Consider the following 20,722-nt stretch of genomic DNA (forward strand, 5'->3'; position numbering starts at 1 on the left):
CCAGGGGAGGGTAAGCAAGAGGCTCACGCATGATGCCGGTCCCAAGTCATTCGGGCTTGCGCCCAAAGGGCACGCCTCCGGAATGATCGAGCTACTTCGCCGGCGGCTTCGGCCAGGGCCGCTGCGGGCCACGCAGGGCCTCGAACGCCTTGGCCATGCCGAGCACGCCGATATCGTCGAAGCGGCGGCCGACGATCTGCACGCCGATCGGAAAGCCCTTGGAATCGAAGCCGCCGTTGAGGGAGACCGCGGGGTTCTCCGACATATTCCACGGCACGGTATAGCAGATGTGCTCGAACGGCCGCATGGGATCGTTGGTCGGCGAGGCCCACTCCGCCGGATAGTTCACGTTCGGCGCGGTCGGCGAGATCACATAGTCGAGCTCGCAGAACAGCTTTGACGCGGCCGCGCGGATCGCCATGGTCTGGTTGAAGCCGCGGATGACGTCCACACCCGACAGCTTTGCGCCCGATGCGCCCCATTTGAAGATGTAGGGCAGCACCTTGGCCTGTTCGGCCGGCGTCAGCTTCGACAGATCGTCCCACATCCGCGCGCGCCAGAAATTGTCGAGACCGTCGAGCATCTCGCGGGTCAAAATGCCGTCGACCTCGGTGACGACGGCGCCTGCGGATTCGAACGCCTTTGCGGCTTTCACCGCGACGTCGCGGACAGCCCTTTCCGCCGGCAGGCCGACGCCGGCATCGAGCATCAAACCGATGCGCAGTTTTCGCGGCGATTTCTCCAGTCCCTTCCAGTTGAGCGGCTCGGCGGGCAGGCTCATGCCGTCGCGCCGGTCGGGCTTTGCGATTACGCTCATCATCAGCGCGCAATCGTCGACCGTGCGGGTCATGGGACCGGCGACGCGGCCGACATAGGTGGGATCGATCGGCACGCGGCCGAAGCTCGGCTTCAAACCGACGAGACCGCACCAGCCCGCGGGGAGGCGGACCGAGCCGCCGATATCGGTGCCGAGATGCAAGGGGCCATAGCCGGCCGCCGCTGCCGCGCCTGCGCCCGCGCTGGAGCCGCCGGGATTCTTGGAGAGGTCCCAGGGGTTGCGCGCGAGCGCGTGAAAGCTGGAGAGTCCGGAGGACAGCATGCCGTAATCGGGCATGGTGGTCTTGGCGAAGATGATGGCACCGGCTTCACGCAGGCGCGCGGCAGGCGGGGCATCCTTCTCGGCCGGCACCAGCTTGACGCTGGCGGCGCCCAGCGGCACCGGCACGCCCTTGGTCGCGATGTTGTCCTTCACCGTCACAGGCACGCCGTCGAGCGCGCCGGACGGCTCGCCGCCGGTCCAGCGCGCGGTCGAGGCCTTGGCGGCCTCGCGCGCGCTGTCGGGATCGAATGCATAGAGCGCCTTCAGATGCGGTTCCCACGCCGCGACGTGCGACAGCAAATCCTCCAGCACCTCGCTGGGCGAGAATTGCTTGGCGCGATAGCCCGCGATCAGATCGACCGCGGACAGATCGTGCAGCGAGGTGACCGCCTCTTCAGCGCTCCTCTTAGGCATGAGCGCCGACCGGCATCCGGGTCTCGATGATGCGGGCGAACATGCTGGCGCCGATCGGCAGGATCTTGTCGTCGAGCACGAAGCCGGGATTGTGCACCGGCACCGAGCCGTCATGGCCGACCCAGAAATAGGCGCCGGGAATGGTCTCCAGCATGTCGGCGAAATCCTCGCTGCCCATCTTCGGCTGGGCGCGGGTGATGACGTTGGCGGGGTCGACGATCGTGCGCGCGACCTCCTCGACCACCTTGGACTGCTCGACCTGGTTGATCAGCACGCCGAAGGTGTCGCGGATGTCGACGTCGATCACGCATTCGTAGGCACTCGCGATGCCGGCGCAGATGGTGCGGATGCGTTCCGCGACCAGAGTGCGGACCTCCTTCGAGAAGGTGCGGATGGTGCCGCAAAGATGCGCGTCGCCCGGGATGACGTTGTAGGCCGAGCCGGCATGGATCTGCGTAATCGAGATCACGGCAGCCTGGAGCGGCTCGACATTGCGGCTGACGATGGTCTGGATCGCCTGCGCCAGCGTGGTCGCGATGACCACCGCGTCCTTGGAGCGCTCGGGCATGGCGCCATGTGCGCCGTAGCCGGTGATGCGCAGGTCGAAGAAGTCGGCGCTGGCCATTGCGGGGCCGGGCAGGATCGCGATCTCGCCGTGGTTCAGGTCGGGCGCGTTGTGCAGGCCGTAGAGCTCGTCGCAGGGAAATTTCTCGAACAGCCCGTCCTTGATCATGGCGCGGGCGCCGCCGAGGCCTTCCTCGGCCGGCTGGAAGATCAGGTGCACGGTGCCGTCGAAATTCCGGGTTTCGGCGAGGTAGCGCGCGGTGCCGAGCAGCATGGTGGTGTGGCCGTCATGGCCGCAGCCGTGGAAGCGGCCGGGGATCTTGGAGCTCCATTTCAGGTTGGTGTTCTCCTCCATCGGCAGCGCGTCCATGTCGGCACGCAGGCCAATGCGCTTGCCGCCCGAGCCCTTGCCCTTGATGACGCCGATCACGCCGGTGCCGCCGAGACCGCGATGCACCTCGATGCCCCAGCTCGCCAACTTGTCCGCGACGATGCCGGAGGTGCGCACTTCCTCGAAGCCGATCTCGGGATGGGCATGAAGGTCGCGCCTGATGGCAGTGAGTTCGTCGGCAAAGCCGTCGATGCGCTCGAGTGTGGGCATGTGTTCCTGTCCGGTTAGCGGGAAGGGGGATTGAAGACGGGGCCGTTCGGCTTGATGCGGATGCCCGGACGCAGCCGCGTCCAGGGCAGCGAGGCGGTGTCGGCCGGCATCGCGCCGGGCGCGGCGCAGATCATCAGCTTCTCCGCGATCGGCTCGAAATCGGCGCGGAAATGCACCGAGCTCTTGTTCACCAGGATCTTCTCCCTGGTCGGCTCGATGCCGACATAGCGGTACATCGCCTGGTCGGCGAGCTGGGCCTTGTGCGAGGAGACGACGACGCGGACATCGCCGATGCGCAAGGCTGCGGAGGGACCCATCTCCATCTCGCGGCCGCCATAGTAGGGGCCGGGTGCGATGAAGCGGCCGTCGGACAATTTCTCGACGACAAAGGTCTCGGTGTAGGGTTCGTCGCCGGGGATGCCGGACTTGCCGCCGAGTGACAGCGTGACGGTGGCGCCGACGCCGGCCGCATGGGCGGCCTTGGCCGATTCCGGATCGTAGATCGCGCCGGTCGCCGCACTCGCCTTGTTGCGCACCAGCGCGCGCAGCATGCCTGTCGTGTCGGAATCGCCGCCGGCGCCCGGGTTGTCCTGGGTGTCGGCAATGATGATCGGCTTGCTCGCGCCCTTCGCAAGTTCCATGGCGTGGCGCACGCCGTCGTCGGGCGACCAGATCTTGCCGTCGAAATCGTCCTCGTGGCTCTCGATCAGCTTGACGATCGCATCGGCCGCACGATCGGCGTCCTCCTGCGTCCGGCCATAGGCGAACACGCTCGGGCCGCAGTCGCGGAAGTCGGCGGCGGGGAATCCGGGCGCAAAAGATAGCGTCGGAACCGCATCGCTCTCCAGCGCGGCGAGCTTCTCGTAGATACCCTTGGTGGGCTGGTCGTTGGTGCATTGCCAGCTGATCGGAATCAGGAACGGCAATTGCCGGAACGCCTTGGCGAAGCGTTGCTTGGTCTTCAGCAACAGAGCGAGATGTCGCGCGGAGGCGCGGCCGGTCTCGGCCATGTCGACATGCGGATAGGTGCGGTAGGCGATCAGCGCGTCCGCATGGTCCATCATCTCGGGCGTGACGTTGGCGTGGAGATCGAGGCTGGTGACCAGCGGAACATCCTTGCCGATGACGCGGCGCACGCGCGCCAGGATCTCGCCTTCGCCGTCGTCGAGATGCTCGGTCACCATGGCGCCGTGCAGGTCGAGATAGACGGCGTCGATGGGGCCGGCGGCCTTGATGCCGTCGACCATCACCTTGACGATGCGCTCGAAGGCATCCTCCGTGACATGTGCCGACGGGCTTGCACCGCAGGCGATCGTCGGAACCAGTTCCCAGCCCTTGGCTTCGGCACTGTCGACGAAACCGGCGAGGCCGACATTGATGCGCCGCATCACCTTGAGAACGTCGGCCCCTTCGGTCATCGCCGGCCAGCCGCCGCCATGCTGGAAATCGGCGAAGGTCGCCTTGGTGGGAGCGAAAGTGTTGGTCTCGTGCAGGAAGCCGCCGACGGCGATACGTGTCATCAATTCAAGTCCAGCGCTGGAAGGTGCGCGAAGTTAGCCTTGGCCTTGAGGTGGGAGCAAGGCGAGAGGCCATCGCGCCGTGCATAGGGTCAGATCGTTTTGGGAATGCTGCGGATGCGATCCATCCTCCGTCGTCATTCCGGGGCGCGCCCGCTTGGGCGCGAACCCGGAATCCATTGTGCGACAGAGTCCGCGGCCAAATGGATTCCGGGCTCATCGCTTCGCGATGCCCCGGAATGACGGCGGAGAGATTTACGCGCTCGCGCTCGCCCCCACGCCCTCCGCCACCGGCCGGAAGTTCGCAAAGTCCCAGTTGCGTCCGGGAGCCGCGTCCAGGAGCGCCTTGGTGTAGGCCTCCTTCGGATGCGTCAGCACCTCGGCGGCGGGGCCTTGTTCGACGACGCGGCCGTGCTGCATCACCACGACCTCGTCGCAGATTTGCGCGGCGACACGCAAATCGTGGGTGATGAACAGGATCGCGATGCCGAGCCGATTCTGGATCTCGTCGAGCAGGTCCAGCACCTGCGCCTGCACCGAGACGTCGAGCGCGGAGACCGCTTCGTCCGCGACCAGCACGTCGGGATCGAGCGCGAGCGCGCGGGCAATGGCGATGCGCTGGCGCTGGCCGCCGGAGAACTGGTGCGGATAGCGCGAGACGGCATCGGCGGGCAGGCCGACCAGCTCGAGCAGCTCGCGCGCGCGTTTGATCGCATCTGCATGCGCGACGCCGTAGTTGATCGGGCCTTCCGCGATGCTCTCGCCGACGGTGACGCGCGGGTTGAGCGAACGGTAGGGATCCTGGAACACGATCTGGATCTTCTGCCGGTGCGGCTGCAACAGGCGACGCGAGATGTCGGCGATCTCGCGTCCGGCGAGGCGTACGCCGCCGGAGGTCGGGTCGATCAGGCGGACGATGCAGCGCGCCACGGTGGATTTGCCCGAGCCGCTCTCGCCGACGATGCCGAGCGTGCGGCCCTTGCGCAAGGTGAGCGTGACCTTGTCGGCGGCAACGACCTCGCGGCCTTTGCCGAAGAAGGCGCGCTCCTTGTAGACCTTGCTGAGCTCGTTGGCCTCGAGCACGACGGGCTCGCGGCTTTCCTCGCGCGGCGGCCGCGGCACCAGGCTCGGCACCGCAGCGAGCAGGTTGCGGGTATATTCCATGGTGGGGTTGCGCAGCACGGTGTCGAGCGGACCGGTCTCGACCAGGCGCCCCTGCCGCATCACCGCGACGCGGTCGGCGATCTCGGCGACCACGCCCATGTCATGGGTGATGAACAGCACGGCCGTGCCGTGATCGCGCTGAAGTTCTCTGATCAGGGACAGGATCTGCTTCTGCGTGGTGACGTCGAGCGCGGTGGTCGGCTCGTCGGCGATCAGCAGCTTCGGCTCCAGCACCAGCGCCATCGCGATCATGATGCGCTGGCGCTGGCCGCCGGAGAGGCGGTGCGGATAGGAGGCGAAGATGCGCTCGACCTGGGGCAGGTGGACCTGCTCCATCATGTCGAGAATGCGCTTCTTGCGCGCCCTGGCATCGAGCTTGGTGTGTGCGCGCAGCACCTCGTCGATCTGGCGGCCGACCGGCACCACCGGATTGAGCGCGGTCATCGGCTCCTGGAAGATCATCGCCATTTGCGTTGCGCGCAGTTGCCGCAGGCGGCGGTCGGTCGCGGTGAGGATCTCCTCGCCGACCAGCTTGACGCTGCCGCCGGTCGGCACCAGCGTACCTTTCGGCAACAGGCCCATCGTGGTGAGCGAGGTCACCGACTTGCCCGAGCCGCTTTCGCCGACGAGGCACAGCGTCTCGCGCTCGCGCACCTGGATCGAGATGCCGTCGATGATCTTGTGCCCGCCCGGTTTCTTGCCGACGGACACGACGAGGTTGTTGATGTCGAGGATGGTGTTGGTCACGTCAAATCTCTCCGTCATTCCGGGGCGCGACAAAGTCGCGAGCCCGGAATCCATCGGGCCGCAGCACATGTGGTGAAATGGATTCCGGGTTCGCGCCAAGAGGCGCGCCCCGGAATGACAAGGCGAATTGCTTCACTTGCCCTCCCGCTGCTTCATGCGGGGATCGAGAGCGTCGCGGGCGGCGTCGCCGATCAGATTGATGCTGAGGATGGCGATCGAGAGCAGGAGGCCCGGCCAGAAGATCAGCGACGGCTTGATCTGGAAGTACTGGCGGCCCTCGGCCATGATGTTGCCCCAGGTCGGCGTCTCCGGCGAGATGCCTGCGCCGAGGAAGGAGAGGATGGCCTCGGTGAGAATGGCGCTGGCGCAGATATAGGTGCCCTGGACGATCAGCGGGGCGACCGTGTTCGGCATCAGATGCCGCCACATGATCTTCGGCAAGGACGAGCCGACCGAGATCGCGGCCTCCACATAAGGCTCCTCGCGCGCCGACAGCACCACGGAGCGTACGAGGCGAGCGACGCGCGGAATCTCCGGAATGGTGATCGCGATCAGCACGGTCCAGATGCTGGCACCGGAGAGCGAGACCACGGCGATCGCGAGCAGGATGCTCGGCATCGCCATCAGGCCGTCCATGATGCGCATCATCACGGCATCGACCAGCTTGAAGAAGCCGGAGACGAGGCCGATCGCGAGCCCGATGGCGATCGAAAGGATCGCCGAGCCGATGCCGATCAGGAGCGAGATGCGGCCGCCATAGACCACGCGCGACAACAGATCGCGACCATAGGCGTCAGTGCCGAGCAGGAATTGCGCCGAGGAAGGCTTCAATCGCTGCGACGGCGCGAGCTGAATCGGATCGTGCGGCGCGATCAGCGGCGCGATGATCGAGATCAGCAGGATCAGCCCGAGCAGGACCGTCGCCGTGGCGATGATCGGCGTCGAGGTGAGGAACCCGAAACGCGGCCGCAGCGGCGTCGTGATCGGAATGGAGGACTGGGGAAGGGTATCGACCGACATGTTTGTTGTTAAATCCTTGCCTCAGTACCGGATCCGGGGATCGAGCAGTGTGTAGGCGACGTCGATCAGGAGATTGACGACGACATAGACCAGCGACGTCAGCAGGATCATCGCCTGGATCACCGGATAGTCGCGCGCCAGCACCGCATCCACGGTGAGGCGGCCGATGCCGGGAATGTTGAATACGCTCTCGGTGACGACGACGCCGGAGATCAGCAGCGCAAAGCCGGTGCCGATCACGGTGATCACGGGCACGGCGGCGTTGCGCAGCGCATGGCGCATCATGACGGCGACCTCGTTGATGCCCTTGGCGCGCGCGGTGCGGACGTAGTCCTCGCCGAGCACGTCCAGCATCGCCGCACGCGTCATGCGCGCGATCAGCGCGATGTAGATGAAGGAGAGGGCACAGGTCGGCAGGATCATGCGTTCGAAGAACGGACCGAAGCCGGCGCTGATGCTCTTGAAACCCTGCACCGGAACCCAGCGCAGCTCGAGCGCGAACACCTCGATCAGGACATAGCCGACCACGAACACCGGCACCGAAAAGCCGAGCACGGAAAGCCCCATCACGAAGCGGTCGATCCAGGTACCGTGCTTCCATGCCGCGATCACGCCCAGCGGCACCGCCACGATCACGGCAAGGATGATGGTGCACAGCGCGATCGAGATCGAGGGCTCGACGCGCTGGCCGATCATCTTCATGACGGGCAGGTTGGAGATCAGCGAGGTCCCGAGATCGCCGTGCAGCAGCTTGTTCACCCAGGTGATGAACTGCACGATCAGGGGCTCGTTGAGGCCGAGCGAGGTGCGGATGCGCTCCAGCCGTTCCGGGGTCGCATTGTCGCCGGCGAGGATCGCGGCGGGATCGCCGGGGGTGAGGCGGAGCAGGAGGAAGACGAACAGCGCGACGACGCCCATGACGGGCACGGCGGCGAAGATTCGGCGAAGGAGATATCCGAGCAAGTTGGATCCGTCTAATTAGAGTCAAATCGGCGGCAGCCGCGAGGGACTGTTCTGCCACCAGCCTAACATTTCAGCAATTCCCGTGCCATGAGGGCCACAGTTTTTGCAGTGCGGTCAGTCGCTGCCGCGAAGGCTGGTTCGAGCCTGTCATTCCGGGGCGTTTCGAAGACGCGAAGCCGGAATCCCGAGATTCCGGGTTCGGTCCCTTCGGATCGCCCCAAAACTCAAAATCACTCCAGGGTCGCCAGCAGCCCCGCCATCAGCCGGCCGCGCTCGACCAGACTCTCGACCTCGATATACTCCTCCAGCGTGTGGCCATTGGCGCCGCGCACGCCCAGGCCGTCGAGCGTCGGGATGCCCATCGCGCCGGTGAAGTTGCCGTCGGAGCCGCCGCCCGAACTGGCGTGCGGCAATTCCGCGCCAAGAGATTTGGCAATGCCGCGCGCCTTTTCATACAGCGCCATCGTGCCGGCATCCGGCTCCCACACCGGCCGCGTCACCCCGCGCGTCACCTTGAAGGCGACATCGTTGGTCGTGCCTGACAGCGCCAGCATCCGCTCGACGCCGCGGTCGAGATCGGCCTGCCGCTTGGCCATGGAGAGCGCTTCGCCGGTGGCGGTCGTGGCAACGCAATTGACCCATTGCCCGCCGTGCACAACGCCGACCGAGAAGGTGCAGTCCTCTGTCGTCATGGCGTCGATGGCGAGGATCTGCCGCGCCATCTCGCGGATTGCCGAGCGGCCCGCCGACAGCGTCGCGCCGGCGTGGCTCGGCCGGCCCGTCGCCTCGAGATTGAAGCGTGCGATGGCGTAGCGTCCGGTGGTGACGCCGTTATCGGCGCGGCCGGGCTCGGGCACCAGCACATATTTGTTGCGCGCCGCCTCCGCCTCGATGATGTCGCGCGTCGAGGGCGTGCCGACTTCCTCGTCCGGCGTGAACAGCACGGTGATCGGCAGCGGGGTAGTGAAGGATGCGCGCGCCAGCTGCCGGATCGCTTCCAGCGAGAGGTAATTGCCGCCCTTCATGTCGTAGATGCCGGGGCCGTAGCATTTGTTGCCCTCGCGGCGCCATTTCAGCTTCTCGATGGTGCCGACCGGGTGGACGGTATCCATGTGACCGGCGATCAGGATGCCGGGCTCGCCCTGCTTCGGATGCGGAAAGCGCGCGCGGATCACGCCGCCGAAGCCCTGCCGGCCGGCGATGCGCTCGATCGTCGCACCCATGATCGCCATATCCCGCGCCGCGATATCGAGCATGCGGTTGACGGCATCGGCATCCCAGGTCGGGCTCTCGCATTCCACCCAGGTGCGCAGGCCTTCGAGCATGGCCTCGGAATCGAAGGGAAGATTGGCTGGATTCATCTGAATGTCTCTCAAGCTTCGAAAGATGGAATGCGCATTGCATCGCCGTGGGGCGAGACGAGCGGAGAGTGTTGTAGAGCCAAACCGATCCTTGTGGAGCCCGTGGCCGCGCCGACAGGGCTTGCAGCGAAACCGGATTGACGCGCTCGGCACTGTCTGCAAGTCTCGAAAAGATAAAGGCATTGCATGAGGTTAGTTCGCCCAAGGAACGAACCACATGCACAATCAATAACCCGCCTTTGAACAGTTTCACGTCAGGAGAAACTTTTTATGTTGCACTTCATGCGCCGGGGGCCTCGCGCGTTCGCCTCCAAACTTGCGCTGTCTGTCGTCGCGCTTTCGACGGCGTTCGCCGCGCCGGTGCTTGCGGCCGGCAAGACCATCACGGCGGTGATGCATTCGGATCTGCGCATCATCGATCCGATCTTCACCACGGCCTACATCACGCGTGACCACGGCTACATGGTCTACGACACCCTGGTGGCTCCTGATTCGAGCTTCAAGATCCAGCCGCAGATGGCGGACTGGAAGATCTCCGACGACAAGCTCACCTACACCTTCACCCTGCGCGACGGTCTGAAGTGGCATGACGGCGCGCCGGTGACGGCGGAAGACTGCGTCGCCTCGCTGAAGCGCTGGGCCGCCGTCGACGGCATGGGCCAGAAGCTGATGGACTTCACCGCGAGCATCGAGGCGACCGACGCCAAGACCATCACGCTGAAGCTGAAGGAGCCCTACGGTCTCGTGCTCGACTCCATCGGCAAGCCGTCCTCGCGCGTCGCCTTCATGATGCCTAAGCGCCTCGCCGAGACGCCGCCGGACAAGCAGATTCCCGAGCAGATCGGTTCGGGTCCGTTCAAGTTCGTGCAGGGCGAATTCCAGCCGGGCGTGAAGGCGGTTTACGTCAAGAACACCGATTACGTGCCGCGCAAGGAGCCGGCGAGCTGGACCTCCGGCGGCAAGGTGGTGAAGGTCGACCGCGTCGAATGGATCACCATGCCGGACTCGCAGACCGCGGTGAACGCGCTGCAGTCGGGCGACATCGACTTCATGGAGAACCTGCCGTACGACATGATGCCGGTGCTGGAAACGAACAAGGAACTCACCATCGAGGTCCTGAACAAGTTCGGCTATCAGACGCTCGGCCGGATGAACTTCCTTTATCCGCCGTTTGACAACGTGAAGGTGCGACGTGCTGCCTTGCTGGCCATGAACCAGAAGGACGTGCTCGACGCGCTGGTCGGCAATCCCAAGTATCAGAAGATCTGCGGCGCGTTCTTCATCTGCGATACGCCCTTTGCGACCGAGGTCGGCGCCGAGACGCTGACGAAGGGCAATGGCATGGCCGAAGCCAAGAAGGCGCTGGCCGAGTCCGGCTATGACGGCACCCCGATCGTGATCATGGCGCCCGGCGACGTCACGACGCTCAAGGCGCAACCGATCGTTGCCGCCCAGCTGCTGCGTGAGGCCGGCTTCAAGGTCGACCTGCAGGCGACCGACTGGCAGACGGTGGTGAGCCGCCGCGCCAGCCAGAAGCCTCCGAAGGAGGGCGGCTGGAACATGTTCTTCACCAACTGGGTCGCGCCCGACGTGTCGAACCCGATCGCCAATCTCTCGATCGGCGGCCAGGGCAAGAAGGGCGGCTGGTTCGGCTGGGCAGACGATCCCAAGATCGAGCAGCTCAAGGACGCCTTCGTCCGTGCGTCCTCGCTCGACGAGCAGAAGAAGATCGCCGCCGACATCCAGAAGGAAGCCTATGAGCAGGTGATCTATATCCCGCTCGGGCAGTACCAGACGCCGAGCGGCTGGCGCAAATCGCTGGCCGGCGTGCTCGACGGCCCAGCGACGCCGCTGTTCTGGAACGTCGACAAGTCGGAGTAAGACCAATCGTCACAAGGAAGGCGCCTCGCGCGCCTTCCACGCCAAACCATACGCGGCGCCGTCGTCACCGGCGGCGCCGCCCGCCAGCCGGTCGCCAGGAGAACGTCAATGTTCCAATTCATGCGTCGGGGGCGTCTCGCGTTCGCCTCCAAACTCGCGCTTTCGGCCGTGGCGCTTTCGGCACTGGCCTCGCCGGTCCTTGCCGCAGGCAAGACCATCAGCGCGGTGATGCATTCGGATCTGCGGATCCTCGATCCGATCTTCACCACGGCCTACATCACACGTGACCACGGCTACATGGTCTACGACACACTCATCGCGACCGATTCGAATTTCAAGGTCCAGCCGCAGATGGCGGACTGGACAATCTCCGACGACAAGCTGACCTACACCTTCACCCTGCGCGACGGGCTGAAGTGGCATGACGGCGCGCCGGTGACGGCGGAAGACTGCGTCGCTTCGCTGAAGCGCTGGGCGGCGGTCGACGGCATGGGCCAGAAGCTCATGGATTTCACCGCGAGCATCGAGGCGACCGACCCCAAAACCATCACGCTGAAGCTGAAGGAGCCTTACGCGCTGGTGCTGGAATCGATTGGCAAGCCGTCCTCGCGTGTTGCTTTCATGATGCCGAAGCGTCTCGCCGAGACGCCGGTCGACAAGCAGATCCCCGAGCAGATCGGCTCCGGTCCCTTCAAGTTCGTGGCGTCGGAATTCCAACCCGGCGTGAAGGCGATCTATGTCAAGAACACCGATTACGTGCCGCGCAAGGAGCCGGCGAGCTGGACCTCCGGCGGCAAGGTGGTGAAGGTCGATCGGGTCGAATGGATCACGATGCCGGACGCGCAGACCGCGCTGAACGCGCTGCAGTCGGGCGACGTCGATTTCATGGAAAATCCCGCCATCGAGATGGTGCCCGCCATCGAGGCCGATAAGGGACTCAAGCTCGAGATCCTGAACAAGTTCGGATTCCAGACCGGCGCACGGATGAACTTCCTTCATCCGCCCTTCGACAACGTCAAGGTTCGCCGCGCGGCGTTTCTGGCGGTCAAGCAGAAGGACGTGCTCGATGCGCTGATCGGCGATCCCAAATATTACAAGACCTGCGCGGCGGCTTTCATCTGCGACACGCCGTTCGCGACGGAGGTCGGCGGTGAGACGCTGGCGAAGGGCGGCGACATGGCCGCGGCCCGGAAGGCGCTGGCCGAGTCCGGTTACGACGGCACACCTGTCGTGCTGATGGCGCCGGGCGACGTGCTGACGCTGAAGGCGCAACCCATCGTCGTCGCGCAGCAACTGCGCGAAGCCGGCTTCAAGGTCGACCTGCAGGCGACTGACTGGCAGACCGTGGTGAGCCGGCGCGCCAGCCAGAAGCCCCCGAAGGAGGGCGGCTGGAACATGTTCGTCACCAACTGGGTCAGCGCCGACGCGGACAATCCGATCACCAACGTCGCCGTCGGCGGGCAGGGCAAGAAGGGCGGCTGGTTCGGCTGGCCGGAGGATGCCAAGATCGAGCAGCTCAAGGACGCCTTCGTTCGCGCCGCCTCGCTCGAGGAGCGAAAGAAGATCGCGACCGAGATCCAGAAGGAGGCCTACGATCAGGTGCTCTACATGCCACTCGGCCAGTATCAGGTGCCGACCGCCTGGCGCAAATCGCTGACCGGCGTGCTGGACGGCCCCGCAACGCCGGTATTCTGGAACATCGACAAATCGGAGTAGGGGGGCACACCTCCCGCCCTTCGCTATGTTCGCCATGCGGCGCCGCTCTCACAGCGGCGCCGCTGTCCTTTGCCGGTCCGGCATCGGACGAGAAGCCGTGGAGCCTTTAACCTTTCCAGTTTCCAATCATTGCTATTTGTTTCAATCCTGAAATAGATGTGCCGTCTTCACGCATCACTTTCCTTGTCCCCTTTATCCCCGTGCCGATCGATTTTGCACTTCAGGCGATGGCCGAACGGTCCGATCGCGCACCGGCACGATGGCGCCGGCCTTTCCTCCGTTGGCTCGACTGCGTCGAGGCGGGGTGGGCCGTGCCGCTTCTCATCGCCTGCTTCGTCGCGGTCTGGACGCTTTATCTTGTGATCGCCTATGCCGGCGGCGGCCTGCACCCTGATACGCTCGAGGCCTGGGCGCTGGGGCGGGATTTTGCCTGGGGCTATGCCAAGCATCCACCGTTGATGGGGTGGGTCGCGGCAGCGTGGACCTCGGTCTTTCCGACCAGCGACTGGTCGCTGCAATTGATGGCGATGGCCAATGCGGGGCTCGCACTGTTCTTCGTCGATCTGATCGCGCGGCAGTTCGTCACCGGTCACAAGCGCGTCCTGGTGCTGCTGCTCCTGATGCTGACGCCCGCCTATCAATTCCACGCCCAGCGCTTCAACGCCAATGCCGTGCAGCTCGCGATCTGGCCGCTGGCGACCTGGTGCTTCCTGCGCGCGTTCGAGACCCGCGGTTCGCTGTGGGCGATTGCGGTGGGATGCACGACGGCGCTGGCGATGGTCGGCAAATATTACTCGATTTTCCTCGTCGCGAGCTTCGCCTTTGCCGCGCTGGCGCATCCGGCGCGGCGCGCCTATTTCACCTCCGCCTCGCCCTGGATATCGATCGTTGTCGGGCTCGCCGCGCTGTCACCGCACATCCATTGGCTGGCGACGACCGGCGCCTCGTCCTTCACCTATGCGTTGGCTCACGCCAATGGCATTGCTGCGAGCTCGCTCATTGAGGCCAGAACTTTTGTGTTGGGTCTGGTGGCGGCCATGGGCGTGTCGGCCGTGCTGTGGGTGCTGATCGCCGGCACGCGGCTGAAGCAGCTGCCGGCCGACTTCGCGGCCATGAGCCCGGGCCTGCGGCTGCTGTTCTACGTTGCGATCGGCACGATCGTGCTGCCGGTGCTGACGTCGCTCGCGATGGGCTCGGATCTGCCGTCCCTGTGGGCACTGCAGGGGCTGTTCCTGTTCGTCATTCCAGTGATCTGTGGCGCGCGCTACCCGATCGAGCGCTTCTACACCGTCAACGTCACGGTGATCGTGGCCGGCGTCGCGCTGGCCGCTGTCCTGGTCGCAGCCCCGATTCATGCCGTCCATCGCAACGATCAGGGTTACGAGGAAGGGCGGAATCTCTACGCGCAGGCGGCCCGCGAAGTGACGCGCCAATGGCGGGAGCTGACCGGCGAGCCGCTGATTGCGGTGGGTGGTGATGGTTCGCTGGCTTACGCCACCGCGTTCTACAGCCCGGACCATCCGAACAATGCGGGGCCCTTCGAGTTCGAAGATACGTTAGGCTTGCCGCGCAAGGCCGCGCTCGAGCGCGGCCTTGCCGCACTCTGTTTCCGTGACCAGGAAATTTGCATCCAATGGATGGATTGGGTGTCGCTCCGCGTCGGACCTGTCGTCAGGCGCGAGTTTATCGTGCAGGCGTCGCTGTGGGGCCGCCCGGGTCTTTCCCGGGAGGTGGTCGTGCTGATGGTGCCGCCGCAGGACAGCAAGGGGCCGGCCAGCACTGCGGATGAATTCAGCGCCAACCGGCGGGGGACCGAGTAGACGTCGTGCTCAGCAGTGGCTGTCGCGTACCTGCTCCAGCCCCTCGCTCGCGAAAGGCGTGGTCAGCGCAGCCTGTCCGAGGCCCGGCTCGGAACGTTCCGCCGTCTGCGGCTCGACGTCGGCGTGATCTTCGCGGTGTTCCAGTTCCATCGCAGCGGCCCTTCAAAATTGCTGCACGACAACATCGCGGCCGCCGGGAAGTTCCTCAATCGATGGGACGATGATGCGGCTTGAACAGCCGTCCTTTCTCCACCACCAGCACGATCGCGAGCGCGGCGATCGTCGACAGGAAGAAGCCGACCGAGAACGGCAACAGCGTGCCGTCGAAGCTCTGTCCGATGGCCATGCCGACCACGATCCCGATCAACGTCGTGATCGAGCCGTAGAGCGAGGAAGCCGTGCCGGCGATGCGGCCCTGTGGCTCCATCGCGAGCGCAGTGAAGTTGGCAACCATCATGCCGAACGAGAACATCATCAGCGCCGAGAGCACCATGAACAGGGCAAGCGGCAGCACGCCGAGAATTTCCGTCAGCAGCATCACGGCGGCGACGATCGTGTAGAGCGTCAGCGCACCATGCGAGATCACGCGCATGCCGAGCGTCCCGACCAGCCTCGCATTGAGGAAGCCGGCCACCGCCGTGCCGGCCGCGATCGCGGCGAAGGCGAGCGGGAAATAATGGCCGAGATGATAGATGCCGGTGAAGACCTGCTGGGCGCAGAAGACATAGGCGAACAGCGCGCCAATGACGCTGCCGGCGGCGGTGGCATAGCCGATGGTCTGGCGATTGGTCACGGTCTGTCGGAACGCCGCGAGCACGTCGGCGGGCGCCAGCGACCGGCGCCCGGACGGAGGGAGGGTTTCAGGCAGCCGCAGCACGCACCATGCAAGCGCGAGCAGGCCGTACAGCATGAGCACCACGAAGATGCCGCGCCAGGCCGTCACCAGCAGCACGGCCTGTCCGAACGAGGGGGCGATCACGGGCACCGCGATGAACACCATCATGGCGAGCGACATCACGCTCGCCATGCGGCGGCCGACATAGCAGTCGCGCACGATCGAGGTCGCGATCACGCGCGTCGCCGAGGTGCCGAGCCCTTGCAGTGCGCGCGCCAGCAGCAGCGTCTCGAACGAGGGCGCCGCGACCGCCAGCACGCTCGCCACCGCATAAACCGCCATGCCGCCGAGCAGCACGGGCCGGCGGCCGAAGCGGTCCGACAGCGGGCCCATGACGAACTGGCCGGCGCCGAAGCCGATCAGGAAGGTCGACAGCACCAGCTGAAGATGGTTGGCGACGGGAATCTTGAAGGCCGCCCCGATATTGGGCAGCGCCGGCAGCATCATGTCCATCGCAAGCGGATTCAGCGCCATGATGGACGCGATCACGATGACGAATTCTGGAAAACCCATGGGACGGTGCCCGGAGGACACCCAGGAATCGGCATTGACGTCGGACAAGCAGCTCACCTTCTGAAATCGAGCGGCTTTATCCATCGTCCATGCTGCATTGCACAACCCATGTTTCGGGATGGCTGGCAGGCGGGCGGACAAGAATTGGTGAAGTGGCGGACCGGGGGGCGGCCCATCTCCCCAATCAGCCGCGCTTGCGGGCCGTCTCGACCAGGCCGCGCGCCAATCGTCCGGCGGTGTCGACATAGTCGAGATCCCGATGGATCAGCATCACGGTGGTGGCGCCGTCGAGCAGGATCACGAGCTGGCGGGCCAGCGCCTCCGCCCCGGCAATGCCGCGATCGCGCAGCTCCGTTTCGAGCCATGCCTCGAAGCGTTTCTTGTGCGCCGCGCCGGCCTTGACGGCCGGATGTGCCGGCGTGTTGGCGAGCTCGGCGATCGTCCGCAGGAAGCCGCAGCCGCGCCAGCGCGGCGTGTTCACGGAGCGTCCGAGCTTGACGAAGAGACCGTGGACCTTGTCGGCGATAGTGCCGTCGGTCTCGGCGAACCATCGCATATAGAGCTCCAGCGTCGGCTGGTCGCGCGCTGCGATGGTCTCTGCGACGAGCTCGTCCTTGCTGGTGAAGTGATAATAGAGCGTCTTCTTGGTGACGCCGGCCTTCTCGGCGACCGCGTCCATGCTGACCGCCCGGATGCCCTCGCCATAGAACAGGCGCGTCGCCGCAATGACGATCTGCTCGCGCGTGGTGTCACCTCTCTCCGACATTGCTCCAATGTATACTGCCTAGTGAGTATACACAATGAAGCCGGTGTGGCTGACTTCCCTTCGAATGTTCGACCTGGAAGGAGCCTAAGACTTGTCCGATCTGATCCTTTGGGAAACACGGGGCGCCACCGCGCTGTTGACGTTCAACCGCCCGGGCAAGCTCAACGCGCTGAGCTACGCTCTCATCGACCGTCTGATGGCGATCCTCGACCGCATCGAGGACGATGCGAATGTTCGCGCGGTGGTCCTGACCGGAGCGGGCGATCGCGCCTTCTCGGCAGGCGCCGACATCGCCGAATTCTCCGAGAGCGTGAGGCGCGGACCGGACGTTGCCGTGAAGGACTTCGTGCGACGCGGGCAGGCGATGACGGCGCGCATGGAGGCCTTTCCGAAGCCGATCATCGCCGCGGTCAACGGCATCGCCTTCGGTGGCGGCTGCGAGATCACGGAGGCCGTGCATCTGGCCGTCGCCAGCGAGCGGGCGACCTTCGCCAAGCCCGAGATCGCGATCGGCATCACGCCGACTTTCGGCGGCACCCAGCGGCTGCCGCGGCTCGCGGGCCGGAAGCGGGCGCTTGAGCACCTGCTGACCGGAGATTCCTTTTCACCACAGCGAGCCCTGGAGATGGGATTGGTCAACCGCATCGTGCCGCATGCGCAGCTTCTCGACGCCGCCTTCGCCCTGGCGGATCGGATCTCGCGGCATTCGCAGCTGGCGGTCGCCCGCGTGATCACGGCCGCCACGCGGGGCCTCAACGTCTCGATCGCGGAGGGCCTTGCCATCGAGAGCGAGCAGTTCGCGCGCATGGCCGCGACGGCGGACACAAGCGAGGCGCTCGATGCCTGGCTGGCCGCCCGCGCGTCGCGGTAGGGGGCTGCCGGAACTTTCGCGAAGCCGGCAACCAGGGATTCACCATAAGAGCGGGCACGGCGCGTCGGGGAGATGAATCCGCAACCCATCCTGTCCATTGTGGCCTGACCCGCGCCGCGCAGTGCGCCAGGGAACCCAGGAAGACAGGTATTTTCGCGGTGTCCGACGTGACCGATGCAGCACGATGGTTGGGACCCTCGGCCCCGGCTGCGAGGCGAGGGATCTGGCTGTCCTGCCTGATCGCGCTGACCGCGCTGTTCGTATTCGGCAATCTCGCCGACTATGCCTTGCTCGACCTGAGATATGGCTGGGATCTTCTCGTCAATTGCGCGGCGGTCGATGCGCACCAAGCGGGGCTCGATCCCTACTTCGTCAAGAACCTGAAGGGCACCAATTTCTCCTATCCCTATTTGCCGGTGACGCTCGACGTGTTCCGCCCGCTTTGCGCGGGTGGCCTTCTCGTCGATCATTACATGGGCCTCTATTTCGTCCTCGCCGTGCTCTGCGGGCTGCTCCTGCCCGGGCTCGGCCGAACGCGCCCGCGTGCGCGCGACGTTGCGCTGAGGGTGCTGTGCGTGCTCGGTGCCTTCGTCGGTTTCGAATGGGTGCACGTCTCGGGCAATTTCGCGATCCTGAGCGGTGTGCTGACCGCGATCGCGTTGATGCTCCTGCTTCGAGCGCCGACCGCCGGCGTGCCGGAAGAGCCGGGCCTTGCCTTGCGCCTCGCCGGCGCCGCGCTGCTCGGCCTCGTGATGTCGTTCAAGCTGGTGTTCTTCCTGGTGCCGGCTGCGCTCTATCTTCTGCCGCTGCCACGCGGCCGCAAGCTGCTGCTGATCGCGGTGGCGGCATTCAGCTTCGTCTTGCCGATCGTGATATCGCGGCTGTTCTATCCCGATCTGTTCGCGAGCTGGCTGCTTGCGATCGGGGGACGAATTCCGGGCCAGCACGCCGTCGATCTCGTGGAGATCAATCCATCGCTGCTGCTGCTCGCGCAGAATCTGATGCATCATGCCGGCATCGAGAGCAGGCCGGCCGTGCTCGCGACCTATGCGCTCGCCGCGTTCGCGCTCGTGCTCGTCCCGTTCGCCTTGTCCGTCCTGCGCGTGGCTGCGAGCCGGCCGGCGAGGGAAGCGGGATCGCGTTGGTCGCAGCTGGACCGCTGGCTGATGGATCATCCTCGCGCGGCCATGCGGATCGCGGTGCTGGCCATGTTTGCGCTCTATCTCTGCTCGCCCAGGCTGAAGGAATACGCCTTCTTCGAGCTCGCGCTCTATGCCGCCATTCTCGTCGTCGACCTGCCGGCCCGCCCGCTCGCCGCCTTTCTCGGCATCGGGCTGATCGCTCCCGCGCTGATCTCGCTGACACGGACGACGCTCGAGGGGACTTTTGTCCTCCTCGTCGCCGCGCTGATCTGCTTCTGGATCCTGCTGCTGGATTTTCGCGCGGAGCCAAAACGCCTCGAGATGGAGGGCGCGAGCCCATGACTGATATCACCGCGTCCGCGGAAGGCGGAAAACCAATGGCCTTTGCCACTGGAGTGCCGGCGAGCAATTGGATGACCCGCTTCATCCTGGCATTGGCCGTGCTGGTCGCAACGCTCGTCGCCATCGACATGGGCATGGACGGGACGTTCGGCTGGGATGCGCGGGTGAACTGCGCGGCCGTCGATGCCCATGTCCAGGGGCTCGATCCCTATTTCGTCAGGAACCTGAAGGACACCAAGCTCTCTTATCCCTATCTTCCGGTGACGCTCGATGCCTTCCGCCCGATTTGCGCCGGCGGCTTTCTCGTTGCGCACCACAAGCCGATCTTTCTCCTGCTCACGCTGATCTCTGCGCTGCTGCTGCCCGGCCTCGGCAAGTCCCGGCCGGGCGCGAGGGACGTCGCGCTACGGGTGCTGTGCGCGTTTGGCGGCTTCCTCGGCTTCGAATGGATCGTCGCCACCGGCAATTTCGCAGCCCTGAGCGGCCTGCTGACGGCCGCATCGCTCGCCTTGCTGCTGCGCCCCGCGCGGCCCGTCCACGGCGCCGGCGCGAGTCTGGCACCGCAGCTCGCAGGCGCGGCGCTGCTCGGGCTCGTCACCTCGTTCAAGCTGGTTTTCTTCCCGGTTCTTGCCGCGCTCTATTTCCTGCCGCAGCCGAGAGCTCGCAAGCTTGTGCTGATCGCCGTCGCTTCCGGCATGTTCGCCCTCCCGATCCTGGCCTCGCTGGCGGTCTACCCCGACCTGTTCAAGAGCTGGTTGAGCGCGATCTTCGGCCAGATCCCCGGACAGCATTCGCCGGGCAACGAGGTCAATCCGTCGCTGCTCTTCCTCGCGCTGACGCTTGCCGACAGCGTCGGGCTTGCCGGCAGCAAGCCGGTCGTCGCGATGATTTACGGCCTGTTCGCGCTCGCGCTGGTGCTCGCGCCGCTGGCGATCTCGGTGTGGCGCATGATCGGGGCGTGGCGCCCGGCGCGCAAGGCTTCGCCGCTTCGGGTGCTCGACGACTGGCTCGCCAGCCATCCCGGACATGCGATGCGCATCACCGTGCTCGCGATGTATGCGCTTTATCTCTGCGCGCCCAGGCTGAAGGAATATGCCTTCTTCGAGGTGGCGCTCTATGCCGCCGTCCTCGTCGTCGATCTGCCGGCCGTCCTGATGGCGGCCGTGCTCGGAATCGCGGTCGCCATCCCGACCCTGGCGTCGGTCTCGGGCATCTTCGTGAGCGGCTTCGGCCAGCTCACCTTTGCGCTGATCTGCTTCTGGCTGCTGCTGCCGCGCGAACCTTCGAGCGATGCGGCATCATCGGTCAAGCCTGGGCAGACCTGAT

The 20,722-nt window shown here is 65.4% G+C and carries 16 protein-coding genes; 6 read left to right on the plus strand and 10 right to left on the minus strand.

Translation table 11 applies throughout. The annotated features are described in order from the left end of the window. Nucleotides 1–91: 91 nt before the first annotated feature. The 7 genes from TSA1_RS33715 to TSA1_RS33745 all read right to left on the minus strand — a co-directional run bounded on the left by TSA1_RS33715 (nucleotide 92) and on the right by TSA1_RS33745 (nucleotide 9,450). Nucleotides 92–1,513: an amidase gene (locus TSA1_RS33715; RefSeq protein ID WP_100180079.1), complete on the minus strand. Its 1,422-nt coding sequence runs from the start codon at nucleotides 1,511–1,513 to the stop codon at nucleotides 92–94. Beyond that, nucleotides 1,506–2,678 (minus strand): M20 aminoacylase family protein, encoded by a 1,173-nt coding sequence (locus TSA1_RS33720; RefSeq protein ID WP_100180080.1) that lies wholly within the window; start codon nucleotides 2,676–2,678, stop codon nucleotides 1,506–1,508. The genes TSA1_RS33715 and TSA1_RS33720 overlap by 8 nt, the downstream gene beginning before the upstream one ends. A gap of 14 nt (nucleotides 2,679–2,692) precedes the next feature. Continuing rightward, nucleotides 2,693–4,198 (minus strand): M81 family metallopeptidase, encoded by a 1,506-nt coding sequence (locus TSA1_RS33725; RefSeq protein WP_100180081.1) that lies wholly within the window; start codon nucleotides 4,196–4,198, stop codon nucleotides 2,693–2,695. A 252-nt stretch (nucleotides 4,199–4,450) separates the two neighbouring features. Further along, nucleotides 4,451–6,106, minus strand: coding sequence for an ABC transporter ATP-binding protein (locus tag TSA1_RS33730; RefSeq protein ID WP_100181479.1), 1,656 nt, complete (start codon nucleotides 6,104–6,106; stop codon nucleotides 4,451–4,453). Nucleotides 6,107–6,238: 132 nt separating this feature from the next. Next, a complete protein-coding gene (locus TSA1_RS33735) occupies nucleotides 6,239–7,126 on the minus strand; it encodes an ABC transporter permease (RefSeq protein ID WP_100180082.1) in 888 nt (295 codons plus the stop codon). Between the two features lie 21 nt (nucleotides 7,127–7,147). Next, nucleotides 7,148–8,089, minus strand: a complete 942-nt coding sequence (locus tag TSA1_RS33740) for an ABC transporter permease (RefSeq protein ID WP_174719190.1) — start codon at nucleotides 8,087–8,089, stop codon at nucleotides 7,148–7,150. 230 nt (nucleotides 8,090–8,319) lie between these two features. Beyond that, complete coding sequence (locus tag TSA1_RS33745; RefSeq protein WP_100180083.1) at nucleotides 8,320–9,450, minus strand: M20/M25/M40 family metallo-hydrolase; 1,131 nt, start codon at nucleotides 9,448–9,450, stop codon at nucleotides 8,320–8,322. 270 nt (nucleotides 9,451–9,720) lie between these two features. Between TSA1_RS33745 and TSA1_RS33750 the strand changes: the two genes are divergently transcribed. The 3 genes from TSA1_RS33750 (at nucleotide 9,721) to TSA1_RS33760 (ending at nucleotide 14,867) form a co-directional block, all read left to right on the plus strand. Next, entirely contained in the window at nucleotides 9,721–11,331 is a 1,611-nt protein-coding gene (locus tag TSA1_RS33750) for an ABC transporter substrate-binding protein (RefSeq protein WP_100180084.1), read from the plus strand. A 108-nt stretch (nucleotides 11,332–11,439) separates the two neighbouring features. Beyond that, complete coding sequence (locus TSA1_RS33755; protein ID WP_100180085.1) at nucleotides 11,440–13,047, plus strand: ABC transporter substrate-binding protein; 1,608 nt, start codon at nucleotides 11,440–11,442, stop codon at nucleotides 13,045–13,047. Nucleotides 13,048–13,274: 227 nt separating this feature from the next. Then, nucleotides 13,275–14,867, plus strand: coding sequence for a glycosyltransferase family 39 protein (locus tag TSA1_RS33760; RefSeq protein WP_100181481.1), 1,593 nt, complete (start codon nucleotides 13,275–13,277; stop codon nucleotides 14,865–14,867). Between the two features lie 9 nt (nucleotides 14,868–14,876). On the opposite strand, the gene TSA1_RS40180 is transcribed toward TSA1_RS33760, so the two are convergent. The 3 genes from TSA1_RS40180 to TSA1_RS33770 form a co-directional block, all read right to left on the minus strand. Beyond that, a complete protein-coding gene (locus TSA1_RS40180) occupies nucleotides 14,877–15,017 on the minus strand; it encodes a hypothetical protein (protein WP_174719191.1) in 141 nt (46 codons plus the stop codon). Between the two features lie 55 nt (nucleotides 15,018–15,072). Continuing rightward, nucleotides 15,073–16,323 (minus strand): multidrug effflux MFS transporter, encoded by a 1,251-nt coding sequence (locus tag TSA1_RS33765; RefSeq protein WP_100180086.1) that lies wholly within the window; start codon nucleotides 16,321–16,323, stop codon nucleotides 15,073–15,075. A 136-nt stretch (nucleotides 16,324–16,459) separates the two neighbouring features. Further along, nucleotides 16,460–17,041 (minus strand): TetR/AcrR family transcriptional regulator, encoded by a 582-nt coding sequence (locus tag TSA1_RS33770; protein WP_100180087.1) that lies wholly within the window; start codon nucleotides 17,039–17,041, stop codon nucleotides 16,460–16,462. Between the two features lie 91 nt (nucleotides 17,042–17,132). On the opposite strand from TSA1_RS33770, the gene TSA1_RS33775 reads away from it, so the two are divergent. The 3 genes from TSA1_RS33775 to TSA1_RS33785 all read left to right on the plus strand — a co-directional run bounded on the left by TSA1_RS33775 (nucleotide 17,133) and on the right by TSA1_RS33785 (nucleotide 20,721). Continuing rightward, entirely contained in the window at nucleotides 17,133–17,912 is a 780-nt protein-coding gene (locus TSA1_RS33775) for a crotonase/enoyl-CoA hydratase family protein (protein ID WP_100180088.1), read from the plus strand. A 167-nt stretch (nucleotides 17,913–18,079) separates the two neighbouring features. Further along, nucleotides 18,080–19,396, plus strand: coding sequence for a hypothetical protein (locus TSA1_RS33780; RefSeq protein WP_245448481.1), 1,317 nt, complete (start codon nucleotides 18,080–18,082; stop codon nucleotides 19,394–19,396). Then, nucleotides 19,393–20,721, plus strand: coding sequence for a hypothetical protein (locus TSA1_RS33785; protein WP_100180090.1), 1,329 nt, complete (start codon nucleotides 19,393–19,395; stop codon nucleotides 20,719–20,721). The genes TSA1_RS33780 and TSA1_RS33785 overlap by 4 nt, the downstream gene beginning before the upstream one ends. The last annotated feature ends 1 nt before the right edge of the window (nucleotide 20,722 follow it).

Source organism: Bradyrhizobium nitroreducens (genome assembly GCF_002776695.1).
GTDB lineage: Bacteria > Pseudomonadota > Alphaproteobacteria > Rhizobiales > Xanthobacteraceae > Bradyrhizobium > Bradyrhizobium nitroreducens.